We start from the raw sequence: 22,901 nt of genomic DNA on the forward strand, positions 1-22,901 counted from the left end.
TGGACTGAGTGATGACCTCTCAGTTTTCCTGCTTCAGAGAAGGTGCGTTCTCTGGCAGCTTGAGGGCGGGCGTGCCGCCGAGGTAGCCGAGGGAGGTGAGGAATTCGTCCATCTTTTTGGCGGTGATTTGAATCCAGGGCTCTTTGTTGAAGAAGCCGTGGGGCATGTCTGCGGCGGACCACATCTCAGCGCGGAGGCCGAGGGCTTTGGCTTTGGTGATGTATTCATCGCCTCCGGCCTTCAGTTTGTCTGCGGTGCCGAAAAAGAGGATGGCGGGCGGGGTGTCCTTGGTGAGGAAGCTGTTCGGCGTGATGGCTTCGGCCATTTCGAGAGTCATGGGGCCTTCGCCAGTGCTGTGATCCTTGAACAAGGTGGAGATGTTCATGGCGGGATTGAAGAGCACCATGGCGTTGGGTTTGGCGGAGATGGACTTGTCGTCGGTCTCGGCATCGTAGGCGGAGGCGAGCGCGGTGCAGGCGGCGAGATGCCCGCCGGCGGACCCGCCACCGGCGATGATCTTGGTGGGATCGATGCCAAGCTCCGTGGCGTGTCCGCGCACCCAGCGGATGGCGCTTTTCGCATCTTCGACGGCTTTGTCGGGAGAGGTCTTGTGGACGTTGAGGATGCGGTAGTCGGCGCTGATGGCGACAATGCCGCGGCTGGCGAGGTATTCGGACTGCGGGACGAACTGCAGATACGAGCCGCTCTTCCAGCCGCCGCCAAAGAAGAACACGGCGCAAGGGCGGAGCGCGGTGGTCTGGACTTCGCCTTTGGGGGAGAAGACGTGGAGTTTGAGCTCGCCCTGCGGGGTGGTTTTATAGACGATGTCCTTGGTCGCGACCTCGGTGATGGTCAGCTTGATGAGGGGCTTGTCTTTGTTTTTGCCGGCCTTCTGGGCTTGCAGCGGCAGTGCGAGGGAGAGGGCGAGGAGGAGAGGGAAAAGGAGACGCATGGTTGGGCTGAAACGATCGGGAAGGGGAGAAGTTTCAATTCGGATGGCAGTGCAAATTCTGTCCACATCGCGCCGCGTTGAGATGGAGCCCTCACTCGCCCAGCTTCTTGCGCACCTTGTCGAGCTGCTGCTGGGTTTCAGGGTCGTCGGGCGCGAGTTTCAGGGCTTCCTCAAAGGACCGCCTGGCTTCGGGGTATTTGCCAAGCTCAACGTAGAGGAGCCCGAGATTGTAGTGGGCGTTGAGGCTTTTGGGGTCGAGCTCCAGGGCCTTGAGGTAGGACTTGAGCGCGTCGTCTTTCTTTCCCACCTGATCCTGCAGATTGCCCAGATTGAGATGCAGCATGGAGCTGGCGGGTTCGATGCGAAGGGCCTCGCGGAGCGCGGCCTCCGCCTGCTTGAGCTTCTTGGATCCGGCGAGGAAGGAGGCGTAGCTGTTGAGCGTGAAGGCGCGCTCCCTGTCATTCTCATGACCCTTCTGCAAATGCAGCAGCAGCTGGAAGTCCACCTCCTCCAGGTCTTCCGGTGGCGGTGCTCCCCACTCGACGAGCAGGCTCATGCGGTGCACGCGGGCCTTGAGCCGCTTCATCTCAATCTCAAGCCGCGTCTGCTGGGAGAGTTCGAAGGCTTTCTGGTAGGCGGTCTCGGCCATGTCGTAGCGGTCCTCGTCCATGAACTCGTCTCCGAGCGAGACGTACTGGCCGATGATTTTGCGCGACTGATAGCGGTCCCACTGATCCTGGATGGACGGGATGAAAAACGCCAGCAGCATGACGGCGGCGCTGCTCAGCGTGGCGAGGTAGGGCCAGATTTTGTGAGGGTGTTTGTCCGTGTTTTCTGACATAGGTGCGGCCTCCTTCAGTCTGCGGCTTCGGTTTCTTCTTCTTCTTCTTCTTCTTCTGACGCGTCTTCAGCCTCCTCTTCTTCAATTTCTTCTTCGGCATCTGCTTCCTCGTCCTCTTCCTCCACCGCGTGGGCAAAGGCGGCGAACCAGCCGCCAGCGGTGATCAGGGTTTCAGGCGTGCCCTGCTCCAAAATGCCGCCGCCGCCGAGGACGTACACGTGGTCCGCGTCCCGCACCATGCTGAAGCGGTGGGCGATGATGATGATGGTGCAGCTGCCGCGAAGCTGGTGGATGGCATGCCGCACCTCCGCCTCCGTGTTGTAGTCGAGATTGGCCGTGGCTTCATCCAGCACCAGGATCTTCGGCTGGCTGAGCAACACGCGGGCGATCTGCACGCGCTGCCGCTCGCCGACGCTAAGGCCCATGCCGTTCTGACCGATCTGCGTCTGCAGGCCTTTGGGCAGGCGGTCGAGCAGGTTCTTCAGTCCCGCCTGCTCCACCACCTTCATCACTTCCGCATCCGTGGCGCCGGGTTTTTTGTAGCGCAGATTGTAGGCGAGCGTGCCGCGAAAGATGGCGCCGTCAGCAGCCACCATGCCGATGCTGCCGCGCACGCTGGAGGGGTCCAGTTTGCCGAGCTCCTGGCCGTCGATGAGGATCTCTCCCTGCTGCGGTTCATACAACTTCAGCAGCAGATCCACGGCCGTGGTTTTGCCCGCGCCGCTGCCGCCCACGATGGCGGTGATCTTTCCCGGCTCAAAGCTCATGGAAATGGACTTCAGCACCTGATGGTCCGGCACGTAGGCAAAGGTCACCTCCTTGAACTCCACGCGGCCGTGCTCCAGCTGCAGGGGCTTTCCGGCCTTTTCTCCGGTGTTGTTCTCCAGCAGGCGAAAAGCGCGCGAGATGGAGGCCACGTGCTGCTGCGTGTTCACCCACAGGCTGCACAGTTCATCAATGGGCGAATACAAGCGGTCGAGGTAGGCCACAAACATGACCACGTCTCCAGGCGTGAGCTTGTGAATGAGCGCGAGGTAGCCGCCGCAGCCCAGCACCATGGCGGTGGCCAGATGGCTGAGAATGCCCTCCCAGAAGGTGAATTTGTTGGAGAGCTTGCTGCGCTCCACAAAGTTGCTGTAGGCGGCGCTGGAGATGCGGCGGTACTCCTGCACCTCCCGCCCCTCTGCACCGCTGAGCTTCACTGTCTTGATGCCCTCCAGCGCGGTGGAGATGCGCGCGCTCACCTCCTCCCAGCGCTCATAATAGGTGTTGAGTCCGGTCTCCAGTTTCTGCGATGAACGCCACGCGATGAAAAGATAGATGGGGATCAGCGAAACGGCGATCAGCGCGAGGATGGTGTTCTGAAAGAACATGATGACCATGATGCCGACGAGGCTGATGATCTCCGGAAGTATCTGCTGCGAGAAGGCGCCCACGATGGCGCTGACCTCCTCGCTCTGGTCGATCTGCTTGGCGATGGCCGCGGGTGCGCGCTTGCCGAAAAATCCCAGCGGCAGCCGCAGCACATGCGTAAACGCGCCCTGGATGAACTCCTGCTCGATGTCGCAGTCCAGCTGCGCCTTCTTGTTCTCCGCGTAGAGCCAGAGGATGTAGCTGACCACATTCACACCGAGCATGAGCAGCACGGCGATGAGCAGGGTGTTCACCGCCTCCCCCGGGGTGCGCTCGGCCACGTGCCCGGTGGTGTGCGGCTTTTTTTCATGCGTCTTCAGCGCCGGAGGGGCGGGGGCGGGCGGAGCGGGCGTGGCGCGTGCGGCCTGGATCTTCTTGTGCAGGTAATCCTCCAGCGGGCTGTCTCCCGTCTCGATGGCCTCCCCCGCCTCCACCTTGGCCTTGTCATGCGCGCGTTTCACGAAGAGACCGGCGATGTCATTGATGGCCTCCCGGTAGATCAGCGGCTCCACCAGTCCCGCGCCCGTGCTCAGCAGGGTGATAAACACCACGAGGAGAAAGCGGCGGCGATGCGGCGCGACCAGCTTCCAAAGGTGGTTCAGAACTTCCTTCTTCATGCTTCCACCCAGTAAAATGGAATCCTCCCTGCCTGCGCAACTCCTTTATCTGCGCATTCTTTGAGCTTTGCTCTCAGAACGCCGCCGCTGCCAGGGGCAGGGCCACGGCATGGCGGCTGTCAGCGAGCTGCGGCAGGGTAAAGACGTGCTCTCCCGCCAGCACCTTCCGCACAGCGGCGAGCTTGGCGGCGGTGCTGCTGCCGGCGGGCACGCAGCCGTGCACTCCGGCGCGCATCACGTGCGCGGCATCCAGGTGCTGATGCGGACTGGCGATGATGAGCAGCTTCAGATGGGGATGCAGCACGGTGAGGTCGTGGGCCAGCTGCAGGATGCGATGCCCCGGCATGCTGAGGCTGAGAATGAGAAGCTCCGTCCTCTGCCGGGAGACGGCGCTGAACACACACGAGGCGCAGGTCACCGCCGCGGCGAGCGAGAGATCGGCCTGGGCTTCCAGCGCCTCGCGAAAATCCGCAAGACCGGCAGGCTGATTGTCGGCAATGACGATGGGGCTGGGGCTGTTCATGGCGAAGATGACCGGGTGGTTGGTGGGTGCTCCATTCTCATGATTGCGGCACATGCCATCCATCAAAGAATTGGATCAAAACTTTCGCTTTTGCAGGCTTGAACGGACTTGCTTTTTTCTGAGAAAAATGGCGAACTTGGGAACATGACACTGATGACGTGATGGGCGCTTTCATGGCTCCGCAGCATAACGTCGAGTGCATGAGGTACCATGCGTGCAAATGCAGCCGTGGCATCAGCATGCGCACCGTTTGGTGTTAGGTGCCGGGCCTACATGCTGTTGATTCTTTCTTGTCGTCGCTATTCAGACAAGACAGACAAGAGAGGACAGCGCGGTGTGCAGGGCGAGAGCATGTCGGACGCGTGCAACGGAGAAGTAGGACAGACACTCCTTGTCTGTCGCTCAGCGGCTCCGCAAACATAGGAAGCCCTCGCTCAATCCACCAGCGTCCCCGGTTTGGCGTTGGCGTAAGATGATTCGAATTATAACACACCCAGCGTGAGCGCTGATCGACAGGCAAGAGTGCCTATCGTACTTTCCGCTTACGAGGGCGTCTCCCACATCGTGCTGCTGCTACTGCATCGTCCTGCACCCCATCACTTCAGCACGTCCCGCTGTGTCTCCACCCAGCGCACGGCCTGGCGGATCATCTCGGCGCTGGTGACGAACTCCATCTTTTCTTTGATGTGGTCGCGATGCACGGAGACGGTCTTGGGGCTGAGATTGAGCTGCGCGGCGATCTCCTTGGCGGTCTTGCCACGGCCAAACAGCTCAAAGATTTGAAACTCGCGGTCGCTGAGCTTTTTCAGCGGGGACTCGCTGGAGCCGCGCGGTCTGGGGGTGGCAAAAGAGGCGGCGAGATGAGCGGCCAGGCGTGAGCTCACATACACGCCGCCATCCAGCACCTTGTGAATGGCGTCCAGCAGCGCATTGCCGGGGCTGTCCTTGCTCACATAGCCGCTGGCGCCCGCACGCAGCGCACGGGAGGCGCAGAGCATCTCGTCGTGCATGGAGCTGACGATGATCTTGAGCCCGGGATGCAGCACGGAAAGATCCTTGATGAGCTCCAGGCCGCCGCGCCCCGGCATGTTCAGGTCCGTGATGAGCAGGTCCGGCTTCTCCTGGTTCACCAGCGTGATGGCATCCGCCTCATTGGTGGCCACACCGCAGATCTCGAAGCGCGGGTCTGACTGCAGGATGAAACGGTAGCCATTGATGACGGCCGGGTGGTCATCGACAAAGGCGATGCGGCAGGTTTGGGTGCTGGCAGGTGCGGTGTTCATGGTGGGTAAGGGATGTAAACGGCGATGCGCGTGCCTCCGGCGGGCGGAGCTCCGTGCTCCATCCGGCCACCCATCACCTCGGTGCGGTGCTGCATGATGCGGAAACCGATGCCGCCGCCGTCCGCCGGCGCCTCGGGCAGGCCGCAGCCATCGTCGTCGATTTCGAGCACGAGAAAGGCATCCCGGCGCTCCAGCCCGATGCGGATTTCGGCGGAATCGGCGTGCTTCAGCGCATTGTTCACCGCCTCCTGGGCGATGCGGTAGAGATTGCACGCCGTGGCTTCGCTGACCTCCTTGATGTGCTCCGGGCACTCAAACACGCAGCGCAGGCCGGAGCTGCGCGTGGTGGCGTCTGCCAGCGCCTGCAGCGCATGCTCCAGGCCCTGGTCCCACAGCGGCACGGGAGCTAGCCCGTGGGAAAGCGCGCGCACCTCCGCCAGCGTGGCGCTCAGGCTCTGGCTGGCGTGCTGCGCGTGCTCCGCAAAGGCGGGCGCACTGGCCTGCAGCTCCGCATGCAGGCCATTGATGGCCATGAGCACGGCCGTGAGCTGCTGGCCGATGCCGTCATGCAGTTCATGACCGATGCGGCGGCGCTCGTTCTCCGCGGAGTCGATCACGGCGCGCTCCAGCTCATTGCGTTCGCGTTCACGATCGGCCAGCCGCTGCGTCATCTTGCGGAAGGCCTGCGAGAGCTCGTGTACTTCATCGCCACCCCTCACGGGATCGATGCTGATGGCGCGGCCCTCCCCAAACTCACGCACGGACCGGGCCAGCCGCTCCAGCCGCGTGGCCACGCCGAAATGCAGCGTGGCCCAGAGGCACAGGCACATGAGGGCGATCACGGCGGCAGACCAGGCCACACGCTGGCGCGCATCCTGGTGCGCATGCGCCACCGCATTGGCATGGTCAAAGACGAGCAGCAGCCGCTCCCGGCCCTGCGGCGTGACCTGCAGCGGAAAGGCCGCCAGCACGATCATGTCCCCGCCCTCCAGGGTGGAGGACTCCATGATCTTCGTGTAGCCCACCCGCGCCCGCTTCCACACCTGGGCCGCCGGCGTTTCCTCGGCCGCCTTGCCCTCCCACTCGACGGAGGAGCACGCCATGACTTTGCCGTTTTCATCCACCACAGCGGCGATGCTCAGCCACGGCTCATGCTTCCAGTCAGAGAGGTTGTCGCTCAGGGCCTTCAGTTCGCCCTGTCCTGCCTTGAGTCCGCCCTGACCCAGCGCCTGCGCCAGGTGATGCCGCGCCAGCGCCGCCAGACGCACGCCCGTAGCCTCCGCCTGGGTGGACACGTCCTTGAAATCGCGCTCCAGGTCGTTCGCCAGATCCAGCTCATAGTCCAGCCATGTGGACACGATGCCGAGCAGCAGCAGCAGCGCTGGAATGAGGAATCGAAGCGGTGGGGGAAAATTCACTGCGGGGGGGGGGAAGGCAGGGCGCTCGTGGGCACGCTCATGTTGAATCCGGGGGGTATCCTTCTCAATCACCCCGGCAGGCTATTTCCATGGGGTGCTGGACAGGAGGAGCATTTAGCCTCCGGCTGAGTGAAAAAGGGGGGCGAAAAAGCGCCTCCGTCCGTCCGAATTCAGGGCCCGCAGGTTAGAAAGCCCTTTCCGCAGCCGTATGCCCTTTCCCTTTGACCTTGGCGCGGGTCAGAGCCACAGAATCGCCCCCGTCCGCCCCCCCGTTAATGATCGAAAAAAAAATCAGGCTAGAGCATACGCATCGCATCTTGTTCACGAGAGAAGCCTTCGCGCCCAGGAACAACACCATCCGCGATCTGCTCCGCCTGGAGCAGCCGCACAAGCTGCCCCGCGTGCTCGTCTTCGTGGATGAAGCCGTGGCCACCGCCAACCGCGACCTGCTCGACGACATCATGGCCTACGGCCAGGTGCATGCGGACACCTTCACCATGGTGGACGACCCCATCGTCATCCCCGCCGGAGAGCCCTGCAAAAACGACTTCCGCCTGGTGGAGTGCTGCTGGGACGCCATCAATGAAGCCGCGCTGGACCGCCACAGCTATGTGTTCGTCATTGGTGGAGGTGCTGCGCTGGACCTCGTCTGCTTTGCCGCCAGCACCGCGCACCGCGGCATCCGCCATGTGCGCTTTCCCACCACCACCCTCAGTCAGGGAGATGGCGGCGTGGGCGTTAAGAACGGCGTGAACTACTTTGGCAAAAAGAACTGGGTCGGCAGTTTCTCAGTACCCTTTGCCGTGGTGAATGACTTCCTCTTCCTGGAGTCCCTGCCCAAGCGCGAGCGCCGCAACGGCATCATTGAGGCCATCAAAGTCGCCGCCATCCGCGACCGCGCCTTCTTTGAGCAGATCGAGGCCATGGCAGACGACCTCGCCGCGCTCAAGCAGGAAGCGCTGGAGCAGGTGGTGCAGCGCAGCGCCGAGCTGCACGTGGAGCACATCGCCACCGGTGGCGATCCCTTTGAACTCGGCTCCGCCCGCCCGCTGGACTTCGGCCACTGGGCCGCGCACAAGCTCGAGCAGATCTCCAAATTCTCCGTCTCCCATGGAGAAGCAGTTGCCATCGGCATGGCCGTGGACCTCGTCTATTCCCGCATGCAGGGCATCCTGGACGCCGACACCTGCGAGCGCGTGCTGAAGCTCATCGAGCGCATCGGCTTCGCCACCAGCTCCCCGCACCTGATGAACACCGGCCGCAGCGGCGAACCCGCCATCCTAGAAGGCCTGGAAGAATTCCGCGAACACCTCGGCGGCGAACTCACCGTGACCCTCGTCCCCGAGATCGGCACCAAGCTCGAAGTGCACGAGATGAACCGCGTGAAGATTCTCAATGCCGTGGTGGAACTGCAGCAGCGGGCGGGAAAGTAGCAAGTGATGTGGGCACTCCTGCCCGCAACTCGAGTGTCCAATCGCTCCCGCCACGGAAACGGCAGCGCTTCACGCATGCCCTGGGTGGCTCGGGTTGCAGACAGGAGTGCCCGCATCACTTTCCTGAAGTGCCTGCGTGACCAGTGTTTGTGTGGCGATTACAGCCGCGGCTTCTCTGGCTTGATGGTGGCTTCGGCGGAGCGGACGCCTTTGACCTGGGTTTTGCGTTTGTAGATTTTGTCGGAGCTGCAGGCGTAGAGTTCGTCGAAGTTCGCGCCACCGAAGACGATGTTGGCGAGCCATTTGCGCTGAGGTTTGGCGATGATGCCGTTGACGCGTCCGGCCTGGTCGCAGAACTGAATGCCTGCATGCGTGGCGACGTAGAGGCGGCCTTTGGTGTCGAGCGTCATGCCATCGGCGCCGCTTTCCATCACGCCGTCGGGGATGCGGAGGTGGTGGTAGGGCTGCTTGGCGGAGAGGGTGCCATCGGCCTTAATGTGGTAGCTCCAGATGAACTGGCCGCGCATGTCGGCGACTAGCAGGAGGCTTTGATCGGGAGTGAGGCGGATGCCGTTGGGGAAGGCGATGCCGTTTTTGTCATTGGTATCGACGACGGTTTTTTCGCCATTCGGTTTGATGAGCCAGACTTGTTTGTGCGGAGGATCGGTGACGTAGAGGTTGCCGTTCTGGCCGATGCAGAGGTCGTTGGAGTCGATGCCGTCGGCGATGACGGTCACCTTGCCGGCTTCGTCGTAGGACACGATTTGTTTGTTGCCGCTGGCGCAGGCGAAGAGGCGGCCGTCGGGGCCGAACATGAGGCCGTTGGCCTTGCCGGTGTTTTCCGCAAAGACGGAGACCTTGCCATCGAGTGCCACTTTGTGGATGCGGCTATTCGGGATGTCGGTGAAGAAGACTTCGCCTTTGGCATTCACGGCGGGGCCTTCGGTGAAGCCGTAGCCTTCGCCGACGAGCTGCCATTCACTACCAGAACCTAGCACTTCCATGACGGGGGCTTTGGAGCCGGTGCCTTTGGTCACGGGCTTGGGCCAGTCCTTCCACAGCCAGCGCATGGCATCGGGGAAAATGGCGGTGGCGTGCTTGCCATTGTGGCCGCCGTCTCCCCAGACGTGGTTCACTTCGTAGCCTGCGAACTCGAAGGCGGAGAGCATTTCCTGATTGGCGAGGAACCAGTTTCCGCCGGTGCCGTTGGCATCGTTGCTGCCGTCCTGGAGGAAGACGCGCAGGGCTTTCGGCTCGGCCTTGCGAATCATGACGGGGTAGTCATTGCCTCCGCGCTGATCGACGTAGGTGCCGATGCTGCTGAACACGCGGCTGAAGGCCTCGGGGCGCTCCCATGCGGCGGTGAAGGCGGCGATGGCGCCGCTGCTGCTGCCGCCGATGCTGCGGTCATTGCCTTCGTGCGAGAGGCGGATAGCGCGGCCATCGGGCAGCGTGATTTTTTCCACCTGGGGCAGCAGTTCTTCGAGAATGAAGCGCGCGTAGTCCCCGCCGAGGCCGTCGTATTCCACGCTGCGGTTGAAGCGATCCAGCGCGGTGCTGCCATCGCGCGCGGGCACACGGCCGTGCATGACGAACACGCCGATGATCACGGGGATTTCTTTTTTGGCGATGAGATTGTCAAAGACGACGGGCGCGAGGTTTTGGATGCCGTCCTGGTTCACGTGCACACAGGCGGGTTTGTCGGGAGAGTATTGCTTGGGCACATAGACCCAGTAGTCGCGCACGGTGCCGGGGAAGATCTTGCTGTTCTTGAATTCAAACTTCAGCACGTCGCCCTTCGGCACGCCCTCCTGAGGCTTTGAGTCGGGGCCGGGCTGGTAGTCGTCCGCGGCGTGGGAGAAAACGGACAGCAGGGAGAATGCTAGAGCGAGGAGGCGGGTTGGGCGCATGAGGCGGAGTGTGAGAACGTGGCGGTGGATGTCAAAGAAGACGTTGAAGGGACGTTCGTCTTTGCCGCAGAGGGGGCGGAGAATTGAATCAATCTCTGCCGCCTCTGCTCCTTTGCCTCTCCGAGGCAAAGCGGGCATCCCCAGCGTCACATTCGTACTCATTCGCGTTGGAGAATGGAGAAGTTGTCGCATGATGAGTGGGTGGACACCGCAAAGCCCCTTTTCGACCAGCTCATTCTGCACCTCGATGCGCCGCCGCATGAGGGGCCTTGGAACATGGCGGCGGATCAGGCGTGGCTGGAGCAGAGCGAGGTGCCGGTGCTGAGGGTGTACCGGTGGACGGAGCCGACGGCGACGATTGGTTATGCGCAGAACTTGACGAAGCTGGCGGGGACGCTGCCGCAGTGGCCGATCGTGCGGCGGTGGACGGGCGGGGGCGTGGTGCTGCATGACGCGGACTACACGTACTCGGTCATTGTGCCGGCGGTGCATCCGTGGTCGCAAACGAATCCGCTGGACAGCTACCGGCTCGTGCATGAGTCGCTGGCGCGGGCGCTGGACGATGGCAGCCGCCTCGCGGGGCCGGAGGATTTGATTGAGAACCCGTTCTGCTTTGTGGCTCCTGCCATGCACGATGTGGTGCGCGATAAAGTGAAAGTGGCCGGGGCAGGGCAGCGGCGTGGCAAGCTGGGCCTGCTTCATCAAGGCAGCGTGCAGCAGGTGACGCTGAATGATGATTTCTGGCCGCGCTGGGCCGCGCAACTGGCCACAAACGTGCTGGTGAAGCAAGAGATGACTCCTGCCATGATCGAACGCGCGAATGAACTGACCGAGAAGCGTTACAGCCTGGCTTCGTGGCTGAATGAACGGGAGGATGCGCTGTGAGGACGCTGGTGTTTGTGTATGGGACGCTGAAGCGCGGAGGTGAGAATCATATGTGGATCGAAGATCAGCAGTTCGTGGGCGAAGCAAGCACGGCTCCGATTTATCGAATGTATGAACTTAAGGGGTATCCAGGCATGGTTCGTTCCCAAGAGGGGGGGCTCTCCATTCAGGGAGAAGTTTGGAGCGTGGACGAGGCAGGACTCAGACACCTAGATGTGCTGGAGGACACCGAGGGCGGTGAATATGAGCGCATGGCGGTGCAGCTCAAAGGCGAATTCGCGACGCAGCATGTGGAGAGTTATCTCTACCTGCGCAGTGTCGAGGGGCTTCTCGGCGCAGGAACGTGCTGGTGAGCGAAAGCGTGGAGCGTCTGCGGTGCCGCTGATCGACGGGCAGGAGTGCCCATCGTACTGCTGATCAACTCGCACCAAAGAACCCGCCGAGCTTCCGAATACGCGTGGGGTGGCGCAGCTTGCGCAGAGCCTTCGCCTCGATCTGGCGGATGCGTTCGCGGGTGACCTGGAACTGCTTGCCGACTTCTTCGAGGGTGCGGCCGGCGCCGTCGCCGAGGCCGAAACGTTGTTCGAGGACTTCGCGTTCGCGGGGGTTCAGGGTGTCGAGCACATCGCGGAGCTTGTCGCGCAGGAGGTGCATGGCGGTGAGCTCCATGGGGTTGCTCGCCTCCTTGTCCTCGATGAAGTCGCCGAATTCGGTGTCGCCTTCGCTTTCGCCCACTTTGGCCTGCATGGAGACGGGCTGCTGGGAGAGGCGCAGCACGGCGTTCACACGCTCCACGGGCAGGTGGATCTCTTCGGAGATTTCTTCAGGTGTCGGATCGCGGCCAAGCTCCTGCAGCAGCTGCTTGTGCACGCGCATGAGCTTGTTGATCGTCTCGATCATGTGCACCGGGATGCGGATGGTGCGGGCCTGGTCGGCGATGCTGCGGGTGATGGCCTGGCGGATCCACCAGGTGGCGTAGGTGCTGAACTTGTAGCCGCGCTGGTACTCAAATTTTTCCACCGCGCGCATGAGGCCCATGTTGCCTTCCTGAATGAGGTCCAGGAAGGAGAGGCCGCGGTTGGTGTATTTCTTGGCGATGGAAATGACGAGGCGCAGATTGGCCTCGATCATCTCGGTCTTGGCGCGGGTGGAGCCGGCGACGTGCTTGAGCGTATCTGTGATGAGCGTGCGGTAGTCCGCGGCGGTCATCCAGCAGTCCTGCTCAAAGGCGCTCACGGCCTCCTTGGCGGACTCGCCGCGTGGGTGGTCTTTGAGATTGCGCTCCAGATTGCCGAGGTCTGTGAGGCGCTGCTGCAGCAGGGTCACGAAGTCTTCGGTGATCTTGGATTTGAAGTAAAACTTCTCGCAGATGCGGAAGAAGGCGGCGCGTAGTGTTTCAAACTCCACCTGCGCGGCGGCCTTCTTGCGAGGTCCGGCGTTGATGAAATCGGTGAAGGCCTTGCTGGTCTTCTCATGCGTCTCGCGCGCCTGGTCGAGCAGGGGCTTGAGCTTCTTGAAGTAGGCGTCCCGTTCATCCGCCTTGCGGTCGCTGACGAGGCGGTCAAAACGCTCCACGCCGTTGCACAGAGCTTCGGCAAACTGCAGGTAGGCCTGGCCGATGAAGCCGATGGTGTGCAGGCACTGGCGCATGCTGAGGTCTGCTTTTTCGATGCGCTTGGAGATGTGGATCTCCTGCTCGCGGGTGAGCAGCGGCACCTGTCCCATCTGGCGGAGGTACATGCGCACGGGATCGTCAAAGACGTCCAGCTTGGCGGTGGCGGCGTCTCGCTCCGCGGCGATGCGTTCACGCGCTGCGGTGTTGCGCGCGGCGATGCCGTCCACTTCGTCTGTGATCTTGATCTCCATCGCACGCAGGCGTGTGATGAGGGCGTCCATCAGGTCCGGAGTGACGAAGCCGGCGGGCAGGGCTTCATTGATGTCGTCCCAGGTGAGGTGATCGTGCTCGCGCGCCGTGCGGATGAGATCGCGCAGGCGGGCCTGGACATCGGGGGAATGGATGTCGTCGTGAGTGGTGTTGGCAAACTGGGCGATGCCGCCGGCATAGCCGTTTTTCGGCGGACGGCCGCGGCGGCGCTTCAGGGGCTGGCCATCGGGGCCCACCTGAAGGGAAGGCTGGTCTTTGGGCGGATGAATGCGGGGCCGGCCGCGTCCTCGTTTTTGCGGGGAAGCAGTGTCGTCAGCAGCCATGGCTTCGCCTGCCTGTTTGGCGGCGCTGCGGGAATGGGATCCGTTGTGTTGATTTTTGGAGACGGCCATACAAGCCACGGGTGGAGTCCGGGAACTGCGTCGGTCAGGGGGGAGGAAACTATTCGGGGGTCGGCTTCGTACGGTCAAGGCATTCTTTCCGCAAGGAATTGAGTTCCACGAGCTTCATCTGGATCTGGGCGGTCTCCTCTTCCGGCAGTCCTGGCTGGCGAAGTTTGGACTGCAGGCTCTGAATGAGATTCTGCAGGCGGGCCACTTCCAGGGTGTAGAGGGCGAGCTGCGCGTCCTTGGGGCCGCCAGGCAGGCGCGGGCCGGCCTGCAGCTGGGCAAAGGCGGCCTCATGCGCACGGTCCAGCCCGGCCATGAAGGCGAGCTGGGAGGTCTCATCCAGCGGATCGTGCCGGCTGTGCACCAGCAGGGCGAGCAGTTCGGTGCCGGGCACTTCACGCAGCAGGTCTTCAAATTCAGCCTCGCGCAGCCAGTACATCACCTCCGCGTCGTTCAGGGCCATCTGGCAGAGGTGCAGGGCGGTTTTGTGCTGGGAGGCGAGCAGTTTCTTCGCTTCATCGGCCACATTGCCGGCGGGCCGCTGCTGATCGGAGGCGCCTTTTTTGTTCTCCCGGGCGGCGCGCTCCACCATGGCGGAGAGCTGGGCCTCGGAGATCTCCAGCAGCTTGGCCACTTTGTTCACGGCGGTGATGCGCTGGGCCACGCCGCTGAAGATGCTGATGGCGGAGGCCACCTGCTCGGCCATGCGCACGCGTTCCACCATGCTGTCAGACTTGGCGCTGCTGCGCAGGCGGCGTATCTGGTACTCCAGGAAGTCGGTGGCATTTCCCAGCACGGTCTGCAGCGCTTCATTGCCCTGCTTGCGCAGGAGGGAGTCGGGGTCCTCCCCTGGAGGCAAAGAGGCGACCTTCACGGTGAGGCCGATGGGGGAGAGGATTTTGAAGGCTTTCTCCGCAGCGCCGTAGCCGGCATTGTCAGAGTCGTAGCAGAGCACGATCTCATTGCAGACGCGCTTGAGCAGCTTGGCGTGCAGCTCGGTAAAGGCGGTGCCCTGGCCTGCGACGACGTTTTTGAACCCGGCCTCATAGACCATGATCATGTCGATCTGGCCTTCGCAGACGATCGCCTCCCCCGCCTTGGAGATGGCGCTGCGGGAGCGGTCAAAACCGAAGAGCACCTTGCTCTTGCTGAAAAGCGGGGTCTCGGGGGAGTTGACGTACTTTCCCGTGTTCTCCTTCGGAGCAATCAGGCGGCCGCTGAAGGCGATGACATCGCCATGTTCATTGCGGATGGGAAACATGAGGCGGTCGCGGAAATGCGGGTAGGCTCCGCGGCGGCCGGAGTCCTCCGGGCTCTGCTTGTAGAGGCCTGCTTCGATCAAAACGCTTTCGGGTATTCTGGCCTTCGCGGCCCACTCACGGTAAAAGGCGCTGATGCCCGGTGCGTAGCCCATCTGCCAGTTTTTCGCCACGGCGGAGGTGATACCACGGGACTTCAGGTAGGCGCGCGCGGGCGCGGCGATCTGGTGCTTCATCAGCAGCTGGTGGTACCACTCGGCGATCTCGCGGTGCGCCCGCAGCAGCAGGCTGCGGTGCTTGGCCTCCGCCTCGGCATTGGCGTCCCACACTTCCTCCTCGATGCGGATGCCGGCGGCGTCTGCCAGGCGTTTCACAGCTTCCACAAAGGAAAGGCCGTCATGCTCCATGACGAAGCGGATGGCCGTGCCGCCCGCACCGCAGCCAAAGCAGTGGTACGTGTTGCGCGAGGGGCTGACGTTGAAAGACGGGCTCTTCTCGTTGTGAAAGGGGCAGAGACCCACGAAGTTTGTGCCCGCTTTGCGCAGCTTCACGGAACGCCCCACCAGCGCCACGATATCCGTGGCGGCGATCACCTGCTGGATGGTTTCTTCCGGGATGCGCGACATGTCAGATCAGGTCAGGGGGCTAAAAGGAGGTCGGGCGGAATTCATCGCTAGCTCCTGAAGTAGCACGTGCAATCCTGCCCGTAAAGTCAGGCCCTTGAAGTAGCGCCGGTGCTACCCTGCGCTGGAGGATCGGAACCTCTCAAATCAACGCCCGATTGCTGATTGTTGCAGAGCCAATAGGTGCCCGGGTCAGACGGGTTTCCGCCCTTCGGCCCAGCGGATGGCAAAGTAGGCCAGCTCTCCGGTCTCGGTCATGCCGAGCTTGGTGCGGATGTTCATCTTATGAACGTCCACCGTCTTGCTGCTGATGTGGAGCGTGTCCGCGATCTGGCCGGTGGTTTTACCCTGGCCGATGAGGACAAAGACCTCGAACTCGCGGTCGCTGAGATCGGCGATGGAGTCCTGCGCCTCTGCGGTGTTGCCGCTGGAGAAGGCGCGCAGGATTTCCTCGGACATCTCCTTGCTCACGGCGATGCCGCCCGTGGCCACACGGTGGATGGCCTCCTCAAGGTCCTTCTGCGGGGCACTCTTCATGAGGTAGCCGCGTGCGCCGGCCTTCAGGGCACGCTGCGCGTAGAGCTTTTCGTCATGCATGGAGATGGCGAGCATGGGCAGCTTCGGGCGCAGCAGGCGGAGGTCTTTGATCAGCTCCAGGCCGGAGCGGTCCGGCAGGGAGATGTCCACCACCAGCACGTCGGGCGTGTCCGCCTCGATTTTGCGCAGGGCGTCGGCGGCGTCCACGGCCGTCCAGGCGAAGTCCAGATCGTCGGAGATCTCGAGGAGCAGTCGCCATCCTTCACGCATCATGGTGTGGTCGTCCACGATGGCGATTCGTGTGGGTGCAGGGGCAGATTTGGCTTTCATTGGCACGGGGGCGGTGCGCAGGATGGCAGGATTCGCGGACTCTTTGACAAGATGCACACATTCGCAATCGAGAAAAACCTTATGCCAGGGGGCGGTGTCCTCACCAGGGGGGAGGGGCGGGTTTTCACGCTTTGTTTGAAGGGATGCGCACAATGGCGACGGAAAAGTCCCGGGCGCCCTGCTCCACCGTTCTCTCCAGTGTGGCGGAGAGCGAGCGCAGGCGCTGCCCCATGAGGTGCAGGCCCATGCCCTGGCCGCGTGGCTCCTCCGGCTCGGAGAAGGGAGCGCCGTCATGGATGACGCTCAGCACCACCTGGTCTCCCTCCATGCGGAGAGTGATGGTGAGGTGGCCGGGCTTGGAGTGTTTGCATGCATTGACCACCAGCTCCTGGGCGATGCGGAAGAGCAGCTCCTGGGCGCTGCCGGTGAGGTGGGCGCTCACGTCCGTGTAGTCCAGGGAGCAGCGGACGTCATACGACTGCTCGGCGAAGCGGCACACGTTTTCCAGGCCGTCCTTCAGCCCCTGGCCTTCGATGCCCACGGGGGAGAGCCCCCAGGCCATGCCGCGTGCGATCACGGTGGACTCCGCCAGCTCGGCGGTCATCTGCTCCGCGAGCTCGTGGACTCTGGCATCATTTTCAGGGAGCATGCCGAGCACCACCTCGGCCTTCATCTTCGTGGCGGAGAGCCGCTGGCAGAGGTCATCATGCAAATCTCTGCCGATTTTCCTGCGCTCCTTCTCGGCGGCGTCCAGCACCATGTTTTCAGCGATGCGGAGCTTGTCCACGGCGCCTGCAAATTCCTGGGAGATGAGGGAGAGTTCATCGCGCCCAGGCAGCACCCTGGGCATGCCGTCGCTGGAAATGCTGGAGCGCAGAATGTCCACCACGCGGTGCACGCGGCGGGTGACCAGCTCATGCAGCACAAACCAGAGCAGCAGGCTGGAGGCCAGCAGCACGGCGGTCTGCCGCGTGGACTCCACCCACGCCTCCTCGCTCACCTTTGCCAGCGCCAGCGTGGCGTCATAGCGAATCAGCACCGCAGCCCGGCTGGAGGCCTCATAAGTCTCAAAGAAGGGGACGATGACGAAGAGCTTTTTCCTGTCAGAGTCCCATTGGAATGCAGGCTCCATGTTGGCGAGCGCCGCCGTATGCGCCCGCCACTCCGCCGCCAGCGGTGTCTGCAGCACGTCCATGTGAAACCACCGCATGTGAGTGGCGCAGTTGACGATTCCCTCCTTGTTGCAGACGAGGCCCAGGTCCACATCCGGAGAGAGGGAGACGTAGGCCATCTCCAGTTCCGCGGCGCGCTCCTGCTGCCGGCGGGAGAGATGCTGCAGCAGGCCGGCCAGCCGGCTGCCTGTGTCCATGGCCTCCTGAGTCATGCGGTCGATCTGCCGGTTCGCCAGCCAGAGCTGGTTGCGCCAGTTGTTGAAGAGGATGATCACGAGGCCGAACAGCCACACGCTGGCGGTGATGCGGCTCTGGATGGAGCGAAACCAGTTCACCGGAAGGCCTCCTCGCTAAAGCTGGCGTTGATCCAGTTGTCGTCCGCACGGAAGCTGGTGATGATGCCGTTGCGCTTCATCTGCTCGCCCACCTTGAGGGCCATCTGCGGCAGCTTTGTCAGGACTTCCCTGCTTTCCACCTGGCTCAGAGGGCGCAGGTGGCGCAGGCAGGCCGCCAGCTCACTGACAGTCATTTTTTCCCGGCGCAGCAAGCCATCCACGGCGGGGAAGGGCGTGCCCGCCCACAGCTTTGCGGAGATGCCGGCCTGTACCCTGAGCAGGGAGATCAGCTCCTCACGTGAGGTGACGCAGGCACGCTCGGAGGCCACGAGAAGGTAGATGATGGGCACTCTGAGCTGGGAGGAGTCGTACAGGCTGCGGAGGCTGTTGTTTGAGAGCTTCGCCAGCCACGGGTCCGTGGCCACCACGGCATCCACCTGGTCTGACTGCAGGGCCGCCTCCATTTCCGACTGAAACATGGGCACGGCTTCGATGTCCTTCACACCCATGCCCACGCTTTCCAGCGCATTGATCAGGAGGTAGGTGCCCGCGCTGCGCTCCACGCCCACGCGTTTTCCTTTCAGGTCCTCCAGCCGCGCGATGCCAGGCCGCGCCAGCAACGCGTCCCCGCCGGCGGACTGGCTCAGCACCATGAGCACCTGCAGCCTCTGCCCTGCATCCTGCATGCGCATGACGCTTTCCAGTGTGACCACCGCCACATCCGCGGCACCGCTGCCAAAAGCGCGCACCACGGCGGAGGACCAGGGGATCTCGATGACCTGAAAACGGCTCTCAGGCAGCAGCTGCATGTCGCTGGCCAGCAGCACTGGCTCGGCGGCGGGCCACACTCCGGGCGCCACGCGCAGCCGCTGCTTCTTGGCCTTGTAGGGCAGAAAAGCGGCAGCCAGCAGCAGCGCCGCGCCGATGGCAGGCAGAAAGCGTTGCAGCAGGGCTTTCGGAGAATTCATCCCGCCAACATGCAATAGGCCGGGGAGGGATGTCCACTTTTGGTTGAGGCTGAGGGGCTTCTTTGTGATTTCTTTTCTCGCCACGGAGAGTGCTCCCGCTATAAGCTGATGCGTTATGGCCCCTGCTCATCCAGCTTTCTCCCGTCGTCGTTTCCTGACCACCAGCGCCGCAGCGCTCGGCTTTCCCACCATCATTCCCGCCACCGCATTGGGCAAAGGTGGACGCCCTGCGCCCTCGGAGCGCATCACCGTGGGAGCCATCGGCTGGGGCACCATCGCCACGGACTGGACGCCCACCTTTCTGAACAATGACAAATGCCAGGTGGTCGCCGTGGCGGATCCCATGAAGGAGTACGGCCACTATGGCTATGACGGCAAAAAGACCGGCGGCCGTGAGGCGGGGAAGAAGACCATCGACGCACACTACTCGCAGTCGGCAAACAAGCCGGTGAAGACCTGCACCGCGTATGCTGATTTCCGCGAGATGATGGAAAAGGAGGACTTGGATGCCGTGCAGGTCTCCACCCCTGACCACTGGCATGCCTACATGGCCATCTACGCCGCGCGAAAGGGCAAGCACATCTACGGCCAGAAGCCGCTGGCGCTCAACATCGCTGAAGGCCGCCGCATGAGCGATGAAGTGGCGAAGGCCGGAGTGACCTGGCAGACCGGCAGCCAGCAGCGCAGCGATGTGTATTTCCGCATGGCCTGCGAGATGACGCAGAACGGCCGCATCGGCAAACTCAAGCGCGTGCGCGTGGGCCTGCCCGGCGGCCACAGCAACTGGAACGGCATGGCGGACCAGATCAATCCCGCGCCGCTGCCGCCTGACTTTGACTATGAGATGTGGCTCGGCCCTGCGGAGCAAATGGACTACCGTCCCGCTTTGCTGCCGCTGAACTGGCGTCACAATTTCAACTTCTCCGGCGGCATGATCACCGACTTCGGCGCACACCACATCGACATTGCGCAGTGGGGCATGGGCACGCAGATGACCGGCCCGGTGGAGCTGCGCAATGTGAGCGGCACCATGGACAAGACGGCGCTGTACAACACGGCCACCGAGTTCGCCTTTGAATGCGCTTATGAAAACGGCCTCGTCATGCAGGTGGCCAGCCCGACGCACAAGATCATGCCTGAAGTGGAGGCCGCCATGGCCCAGGCCAGCGCGGATGCCAACGGCAAGGCAAAAGCCGGTGGGAAGAAGCCCTTTGACCATGTGGGCGTGCTGTTTGAAGGAGAGGACGGCAAATGGATCTATGTGAACCGTGGCAAGATCCTGGCCAGCAACCCGGACATCCTGCGTGAAAAGACGCGGCCGGAGGAGATCCACCTCTATGAGAGCAAGGACCACACGGACAACTTCCTCTCCTGCATTTACGACGGCAAGCCGACCGCCACACCCATCGAAGTCTCGCACCGCAGCATCACCATCGCGCATCTCGCCAATGTGGCGCTGCGCAGTGGCAGCACCGGCCTGAAGTGGGATCCGAAGACGGAAACCATCGCGGACAATGCCGCGGCCTCGAAGCTGCTTTCCAAGGAATGGCGCAAGCCGTGGACGCTGTGATCCGCACTCCTCCGCATCCCGTCTCCATTCATCACCACCGCATGCCAAACCGAATCCTGTCCTTGAAGTGGTGGAGCGTCCTCCTGGCCCTGGGTGTGGCTGTGGCGGTGGAGGAGAGGGCGCGGGCGCAGGACACCATCCAGATCGGTCCCCTGAAGCCTCTGCAGACCCTGCCTTCGCTGGGGCCTGCCGTTCCCTCCACCCCGGGGCTGCCCAAGTCAGGCATGCCAGGCCTCGTGCCGCCGACGGGGCAGAGTCCCGCAGCGTCTGCGCCGCAGCTGCAGAACCCGGCTTCGGGTCTCATGCAGCCTCCGACGCTGCCTCCGGGCTCGACCCTGACGTCAGGCTCAACGCTCACACCGGGCACGGCTTTGACACCCGGATCGGCGCTCACACCACCAGCGACGCTGACGCCAGGATCGACGTTCACACCGGGAGCGGGCTTGACTCCGGGATCGGCTTTGAACCCGCCGCAGACGCTGCCTCCGGGCGCCACGCTGCCTCCGAGTTCCGCTTTGACACCTGTCACGCCCATGGTCCCGCAGGCGGCTGCGACACCGGCACCACCCCCGGCTTCAGCTGCGGCATCAGCATCGGCTCCGCCACCGGCAGCAGCGCCTGCTCCGGCCCCAGCGCCTCCGCCGTTGCCCACGAGCGCCTCGGTGGTTATCACCGGCCCCATCGCCCAGACCTATCTCTACATCGAGCCGTACCAGACGCGCTTTGAAGCGCTCTTTGACGCGGCCTCCGTGTTCGCGTGGCTGAGCCCGGACGTGCCGCTGCCTGAATCTCTCACGGCAGAGCAGCAGAAGGAAATCTCAGACAAAGTCGCGGCGCAGGCCGGAGACTGGTGCACGCTGAGCACCGGAGACCAGACGCTTGCGGTGCCGCAGCCTTTGGTAACGGTGATCAAGGGGCTGCCCGGAAACACGCTGCCCATGAAAGAGGGAGAGGCCGTGGCCATGAACCAGGCGCTGGTGGGCCTGATGTGGGAGTTTGCCACGCCACCCGGACCGGATGAACTGAACGTGACTTGGAAAGGCTGGTTCAAGGGCATCTCCAAGCTGCCTGTGCGCGTCTTCTTTGGCACCCAGACCGAGGCGGGGGAATTCCATGCCGCCATCAAAAACTACCGCTGGCGCAACCTCGGACGCATGACCCGGCCGGCTCCGCTGGTGGCGGTGCCGCAGATCCCGCGCCCGGAACCCGTGCGCGTGCCGGTGGGCGGCATCGTCTGGATTCTGGGCGGTCTCATGTTTTACATCTACCTGAAGGTGAAGGATCACAAGCTCCCCGGCGGCAGCCTGCCTTACTTTGCCGTGTGGCTGCTGGGCGGTGTGCTCATGAGCCAGCTGCTGGTCATGCCGTACCATCCCAGTGCCGCCACTCCCACGGTCACGCAGGTGGCGGAGGCGCAGCAGATCGTCTCCCCGCTGCTGCGCAATGTGTACCGCGCCTTTGACCATCATGCGGAATCAGACGTGTACGATGTCCTGGCCCGCAGCGTGGACGGAGAGCTGCTGCGCAAACTGTACCTGGAAACCATCCAGGCGCTCACGCTGGACGGCCGCGAAGGCACGCGGGTGACCATCGCGGAGTTTTCCGCCTCGGTGGACAAGGTGGAAAAGAATCCCAACGGTCCCGGCTTTGTAGCCGACTGCAACTGGCATGCACGTGGCATCGTCGGCCACTGGGGCCACAGCCACCCGCGCGTGAACATCTACAACGCCCGGGTGACAATCACCCCCGTGAACGACGAGTGGAAGCTCACCGGATTAGAAGTGCAGGAAGTCCGGCGGCTGTAAACGCACGGTGCGAGCCGAGCACACGCCATTTCCTCAACGTCTGGCTTGGCGGCGGTGGCAAATCATTCGCGGACGAGACACCCTGCGTGAGCGCTGGCCGACAGGCAAGAGTGCCTATCGTACCGCCCCAGTGTGGCGCTGCATGTCGTCACTCGATGAATCATCTTCACCAGCCCTGCCTTACCTTTGCAAGTAGAGAAGGCAGGCCGCAATGACGACCACCACCAGCGCCAGCACCGCCCACGTGGTGGCGGAGGTCTTGAGCTTGACGTGGGGTGTCAGCGTCACGATGCGGCGGTAGTCGTCCGTCATCACCTGGCGCGCCTGTTTGCCCAGCAGCTTCAGCACCATGCAAACGCTGATCAAGGTGCCGATGGGAAAGGCGATGAGGCCGCAGGCGCTGACCAGGATGGCGGGAATGCGCGCCCAGTTCCGCAGGCTGCGCATGCCATAACCTACCACGCCGAGCACCAGCCCAGCGGCGAGCGTCAGCAGTCCCATCCGCGAATGCGAGTCGTGCGGGTACCTCAGCAGCATCTGCCAGCCGATCACCAGCAGCACGGCCGCCGGCAGCAGGAAGAGGGCGCCCACCGACTTGATGGTGCTCTCGGTGCTGATGTGCTCGGCGCGCAGGGTTTCCTCCTCGCTTTTCACGGGATTCAGCAGTGTTTGGGACTGCGGTGCTGCGTAGGGATTGAAGTCCATAAAAGTACCGTCTCATTCAGCGTACGGGCTGTCAAATCACCGCAGTCA

General features: G+C 62.9%; 18 protein-coding genes. 5 read left to right on the plus strand and 13 right to left on the minus strand.

What is annotated here, in order from left to right:
* Positions 1–19 precede the first annotated feature (19 nt).
* The 6 genes from ACILSR_RS15800 to ACILSR_RS15825 form a co-directional block, all read right to left on the minus strand.
* Positions 20–952 (minus strand): alpha/beta hydrolase, encoded by a 933-nt coding sequence (locus ACILSR_RS15800; RefSeq protein ID WP_395750755.1) that lies wholly within the window; start codon positions 950–952, stop codon positions 20–22.
* 91 nt (positions 953–1,043) lie between these two features.
* Positions 1,044–1,793 carry a tetratricopeptide repeat protein gene (locus ACILSR_RS15805; protein WP_395750756.1) on the minus strand — a complete coding sequence of 250 codons (750 nt, stop codon included), beginning with the start codon at positions 1,791–1,793 and terminating at the stop codon, positions 1,044–1,046.
* Positions 1,794–1,807: 14 nt separating this feature from the next.
* Complete coding sequence (locus ACILSR_RS15810) at positions 1,808–3,823, minus strand: ABC transporter ATP-binding protein (RefSeq protein WP_395750757.1); 2,016 nt, start codon at positions 3,821–3,823, stop codon at positions 1,808–1,810.
* Positions 3,824–3,896: 73 nt separating this feature from the next.
* Positions 3,897–4,400: a hypothetical protein gene (locus ACILSR_RS15815; RefSeq protein ID WP_395750758.1), complete on the minus strand. Its 504-nt coding sequence runs from the start codon at positions 4,398–4,400 to the stop codon at positions 3,897–3,899.
* A gap of 542 nt (positions 4,401–4,942) precedes the next feature.
* Positions 4,943–5,629, minus strand: a complete 687-nt coding sequence (locus tag ACILSR_RS15820; RefSeq protein ID WP_395750759.1) for a response regulator — start codon at positions 5,627–5,629, stop codon at positions 4,943–4,945.
* Complete coding sequence (locus ACILSR_RS15825) at positions 5,626–7,047, minus strand: histidine kinase (protein ID WP_395750760.1); 1,422 nt, start codon at positions 7,045–7,047, stop codon at positions 5,626–5,628. Before ACILSR_RS15825 ends, ACILSR_RS15820 begins: the two co-directional genes overlap by 4 nt.
* Before the next feature lie 275 nt (positions 7,048–7,322).
* Between ACILSR_RS15825 and ACILSR_RS15830 the strand changes: the two genes are divergently transcribed.
* Positions 7,323–8,480, plus strand: coding sequence for a 3-dehydroquinate synthase (locus tag ACILSR_RS15830; protein WP_395750761.1), 1,158 nt, complete (start codon positions 7,323–7,325; stop codon positions 8,478–8,480).
* 158 nt (positions 8,481–8,638) lie between these two features.
* Here ACILSR_RS15830 and ACILSR_RS15835 read toward each other — a convergent pair whose 3' ends face one another.
* Complete coding sequence (locus tag ACILSR_RS15835; RefSeq protein WP_395750762.1) at positions 8,639–10,552, minus strand: SMP-30/gluconolactonase/LRE family protein; 1,914 nt, start codon at positions 10,550–10,552, stop codon at positions 8,639–8,641.
* Positions 10,553–10,564: 12 nt separating this feature from the next.
* On the opposite strand from ACILSR_RS15835, the gene ACILSR_RS15840 reads away from it, so the two are divergent.
* Positions 10,565–11,275: a biotin/lipoate A/B protein ligase family protein gene (locus tag ACILSR_RS15840; RefSeq protein ID WP_395750763.1), complete on the plus strand. Its 711-nt coding sequence runs from the start codon at positions 10,565–10,567 to the stop codon at positions 11,273–11,275.
* A 14-nt stretch (positions 11,276–11,289) separates the two neighbouring features.
* Positions 11,290–11,628 carry a gamma-glutamylcyclotransferase gene (locus tag ACILSR_RS15845; RefSeq protein ID WP_395750972.1) on the plus strand — a complete coding sequence of 113 codons (339 nt, stop codon included), beginning with the start codon at positions 11,290–11,292 and terminating at the stop codon, positions 11,626–11,628.
* Between the two features lie 64 nt (positions 11,629–11,692).
* Here ACILSR_RS15845 and rpoD read toward each other — a convergent pair whose 3' ends face one another.
* From rpoD to ACILSR_RS15870, 5 genes are all read right to left on the minus strand, one after another.
* Entirely contained in the window at positions 11,693–13,483 is a 1,791-nt protein-coding gene (gene rpoD / locus ACILSR_RS15850) for an RNA polymerase sigma factor RpoD (protein WP_395750764.1), read from the minus strand.
* A 118-nt stretch (positions 13,484–13,601) separates the two neighbouring features.
* Positions 13,602–15,434 carry a DNA primase gene (gene dnaG / locus ACILSR_RS15855; RefSeq protein WP_395750765.1) on the minus strand — a complete coding sequence of 611 codons (1,833 nt, stop codon included), beginning with the start codon at positions 15,432–15,434 and terminating at the stop codon, positions 13,602–13,604.
* A 189-nt stretch (positions 15,435–15,623) separates the two neighbouring features.
* Entirely contained in the window at positions 15,624–16,298 is a 675-nt protein-coding gene (locus tag ACILSR_RS15860; RefSeq protein ID WP_395750766.1) for a response regulator, read from the minus strand.
* A 124-nt stretch (positions 16,299–16,422) separates the two neighbouring features.
* Positions 16,423–17,805 (minus strand): sensor histidine kinase, encoded by a 1,383-nt coding sequence (locus ACILSR_RS15865; RefSeq protein ID WP_395750767.1) that lies wholly within the window; start codon positions 17,803–17,805, stop codon positions 16,423–16,425.
* On the minus strand, positions 17,802–18,773 hold the full coding sequence (locus ACILSR_RS15870; RefSeq protein ID WP_395750768.1) for an ABC transporter substrate-binding protein: 972 nt from the start codon (positions 18,771–18,773) through the stop codon (positions 17,802–17,804). Before ACILSR_RS15870 ends, ACILSR_RS15865 begins: the two co-directional genes overlap by 4 nt.
* Before the next feature lie 115 nt (positions 18,774–18,888).
* Here ACILSR_RS15870 and ACILSR_RS15875 point away from each other — a divergent pair, with 115 nt between their 5' ends.
* Together ACILSR_RS15875 and ACILSR_RS15880 are read left to right on the plus strand one after the other, a co-directional pair.
* Positions 18,889–20,343 carry a Gfo/Idh/MocA family protein gene (locus ACILSR_RS15875; protein WP_395750769.1) on the plus strand — a complete coding sequence of 485 codons (1,455 nt, stop codon included), beginning with the start codon at positions 18,889–18,891 and terminating at the stop codon, positions 20,341–20,343.
* 41 nt (positions 20,344–20,384) lie between these two features.
* Complete coding sequence (locus tag ACILSR_RS15880) at positions 20,385–22,148, plus strand: hypothetical protein (protein WP_395750770.1); 1,764 nt, start codon at positions 20,385–20,387, stop codon at positions 22,146–22,148.
* Between the two features lie 180 nt (positions 22,149–22,328).
* Here ACILSR_RS15880 and ACILSR_RS15885 read toward each other — a convergent pair whose 3' ends face one another.
* Positions 22,329–22,853, minus strand: coding sequence for a hypothetical protein (locus tag ACILSR_RS15885; RefSeq protein ID WP_395750771.1), 525 nt, complete (start codon positions 22,851–22,853; stop codon positions 22,329–22,331).
* Positions 22,854–22,901 lie beyond the last annotated feature (48 nt).

Source organism: Prosthecobacter sp., from assembly GCF_044222565.1.
Lineage (GTDB): Bacteria > Verrucomicrobiota > Verrucomicrobiia > Verrucomicrobiales > Verrucomicrobiaceae > Prosthecobacter.

Bases quoted from the DNA above. Each gene is read 5' to 3' on its own strand.
- ACILSR_RS15800 (WP_395750755.1), bottom strand. From the start codon at position 952: ATGCGTCTCCTTTTCCCTCTCCTCCTCGCCCTCTCCCTCGCACTGCCG.
- ACILSR_RS15805 (WP_395750756.1), bottom strand. From the start codon at position 1,793: ATGTCAGAAAACACGGACAAACACCCTCACAAAATCTGGCCCTACCTC.
- ACILSR_RS15810 (WP_395750757.1), bottom strand. From the start codon at position 3,823: ATGAAGAAGGAAGTTCTGAACCACCTTTGGAAGCTGGTCGCGCCGCAT.
- ACILSR_RS15815 (WP_395750758.1), bottom strand. From the start codon at position 4,400: ATGTGCCGCAATCATGAGAATGGAGCACCCACCAACCACCCGGTCATC.
- ACILSR_RS15820 (WP_395750759.1), bottom strand. From the start codon at position 5,629: ATGAACACCGCACCTGCCAGCACCCAAACCTGCCGCATCGCCTTTGTC.
- ACILSR_RS15830 (WP_395750761.1), top strand. From the start codon at position 7,323: ATGATCGAAAAAAAAATCAGGCTAGAGCATACGCATCGCATCTTGTTC.
- ACILSR_RS15835 (WP_395750762.1), bottom strand. From the start codon at position 10,552: ATGAGTACGAATGTGACGCTGGGGATGCCCGCTTTGCCTCGGAGAGGC.
- ACILSR_RS15840 (WP_395750763.1), top strand. From the start codon at position 10,565: ATGGAGAAGTTGTCGCATGATGAGTGGGTGGACACCGCAAAGCCCCTT.
- rpoD (WP_395750764.1), bottom strand. From the start codon at position 13,483: ATGGCTGCTGACGACACTGCTTCCCCGCAAAAACGAGGACGCGGCCGG.
- dnaG (WP_395750765.1), bottom strand. From the start codon at position 15,434: ATGTCGCGCATCCCGGAAGAAACCATCCAGCAGGTGATCGCCGCCACG.
- ACILSR_RS15860 (WP_395750766.1), bottom strand. From the start codon at position 16,298: ATGAAAGCCAAATCTGCCCCTGCACCCACACGAATCGCCATCGTGGAC.
- ACILSR_RS15870 (WP_395750768.1), bottom strand. From the start codon at position 18,773: ATGAATTCTCCGAAAGCCCTGCTGCAACGCTTTCTGCCTGCCATCGGC.
- ACILSR_RS15875 (WP_395750769.1), top strand. From the start codon at position 18,889: ATGGCCCCTGCTCATCCAGCTTTCTCCCGTCGTCGTTTCCTGACCACC.
- ACILSR_RS15880 (WP_395750770.1), top strand. From the start codon at position 20,385: ATGCCAAACCGAATCCTGTCCTTGAAGTGGTGGAGCGTCCTCCTGGCC.
- ACILSR_RS15885 (WP_395750771.1), bottom strand. From the start codon at position 22,853: ATGGACTTCAATCCCTACGCAGCACCGCAGTCCCAAACACTGCTGAAT.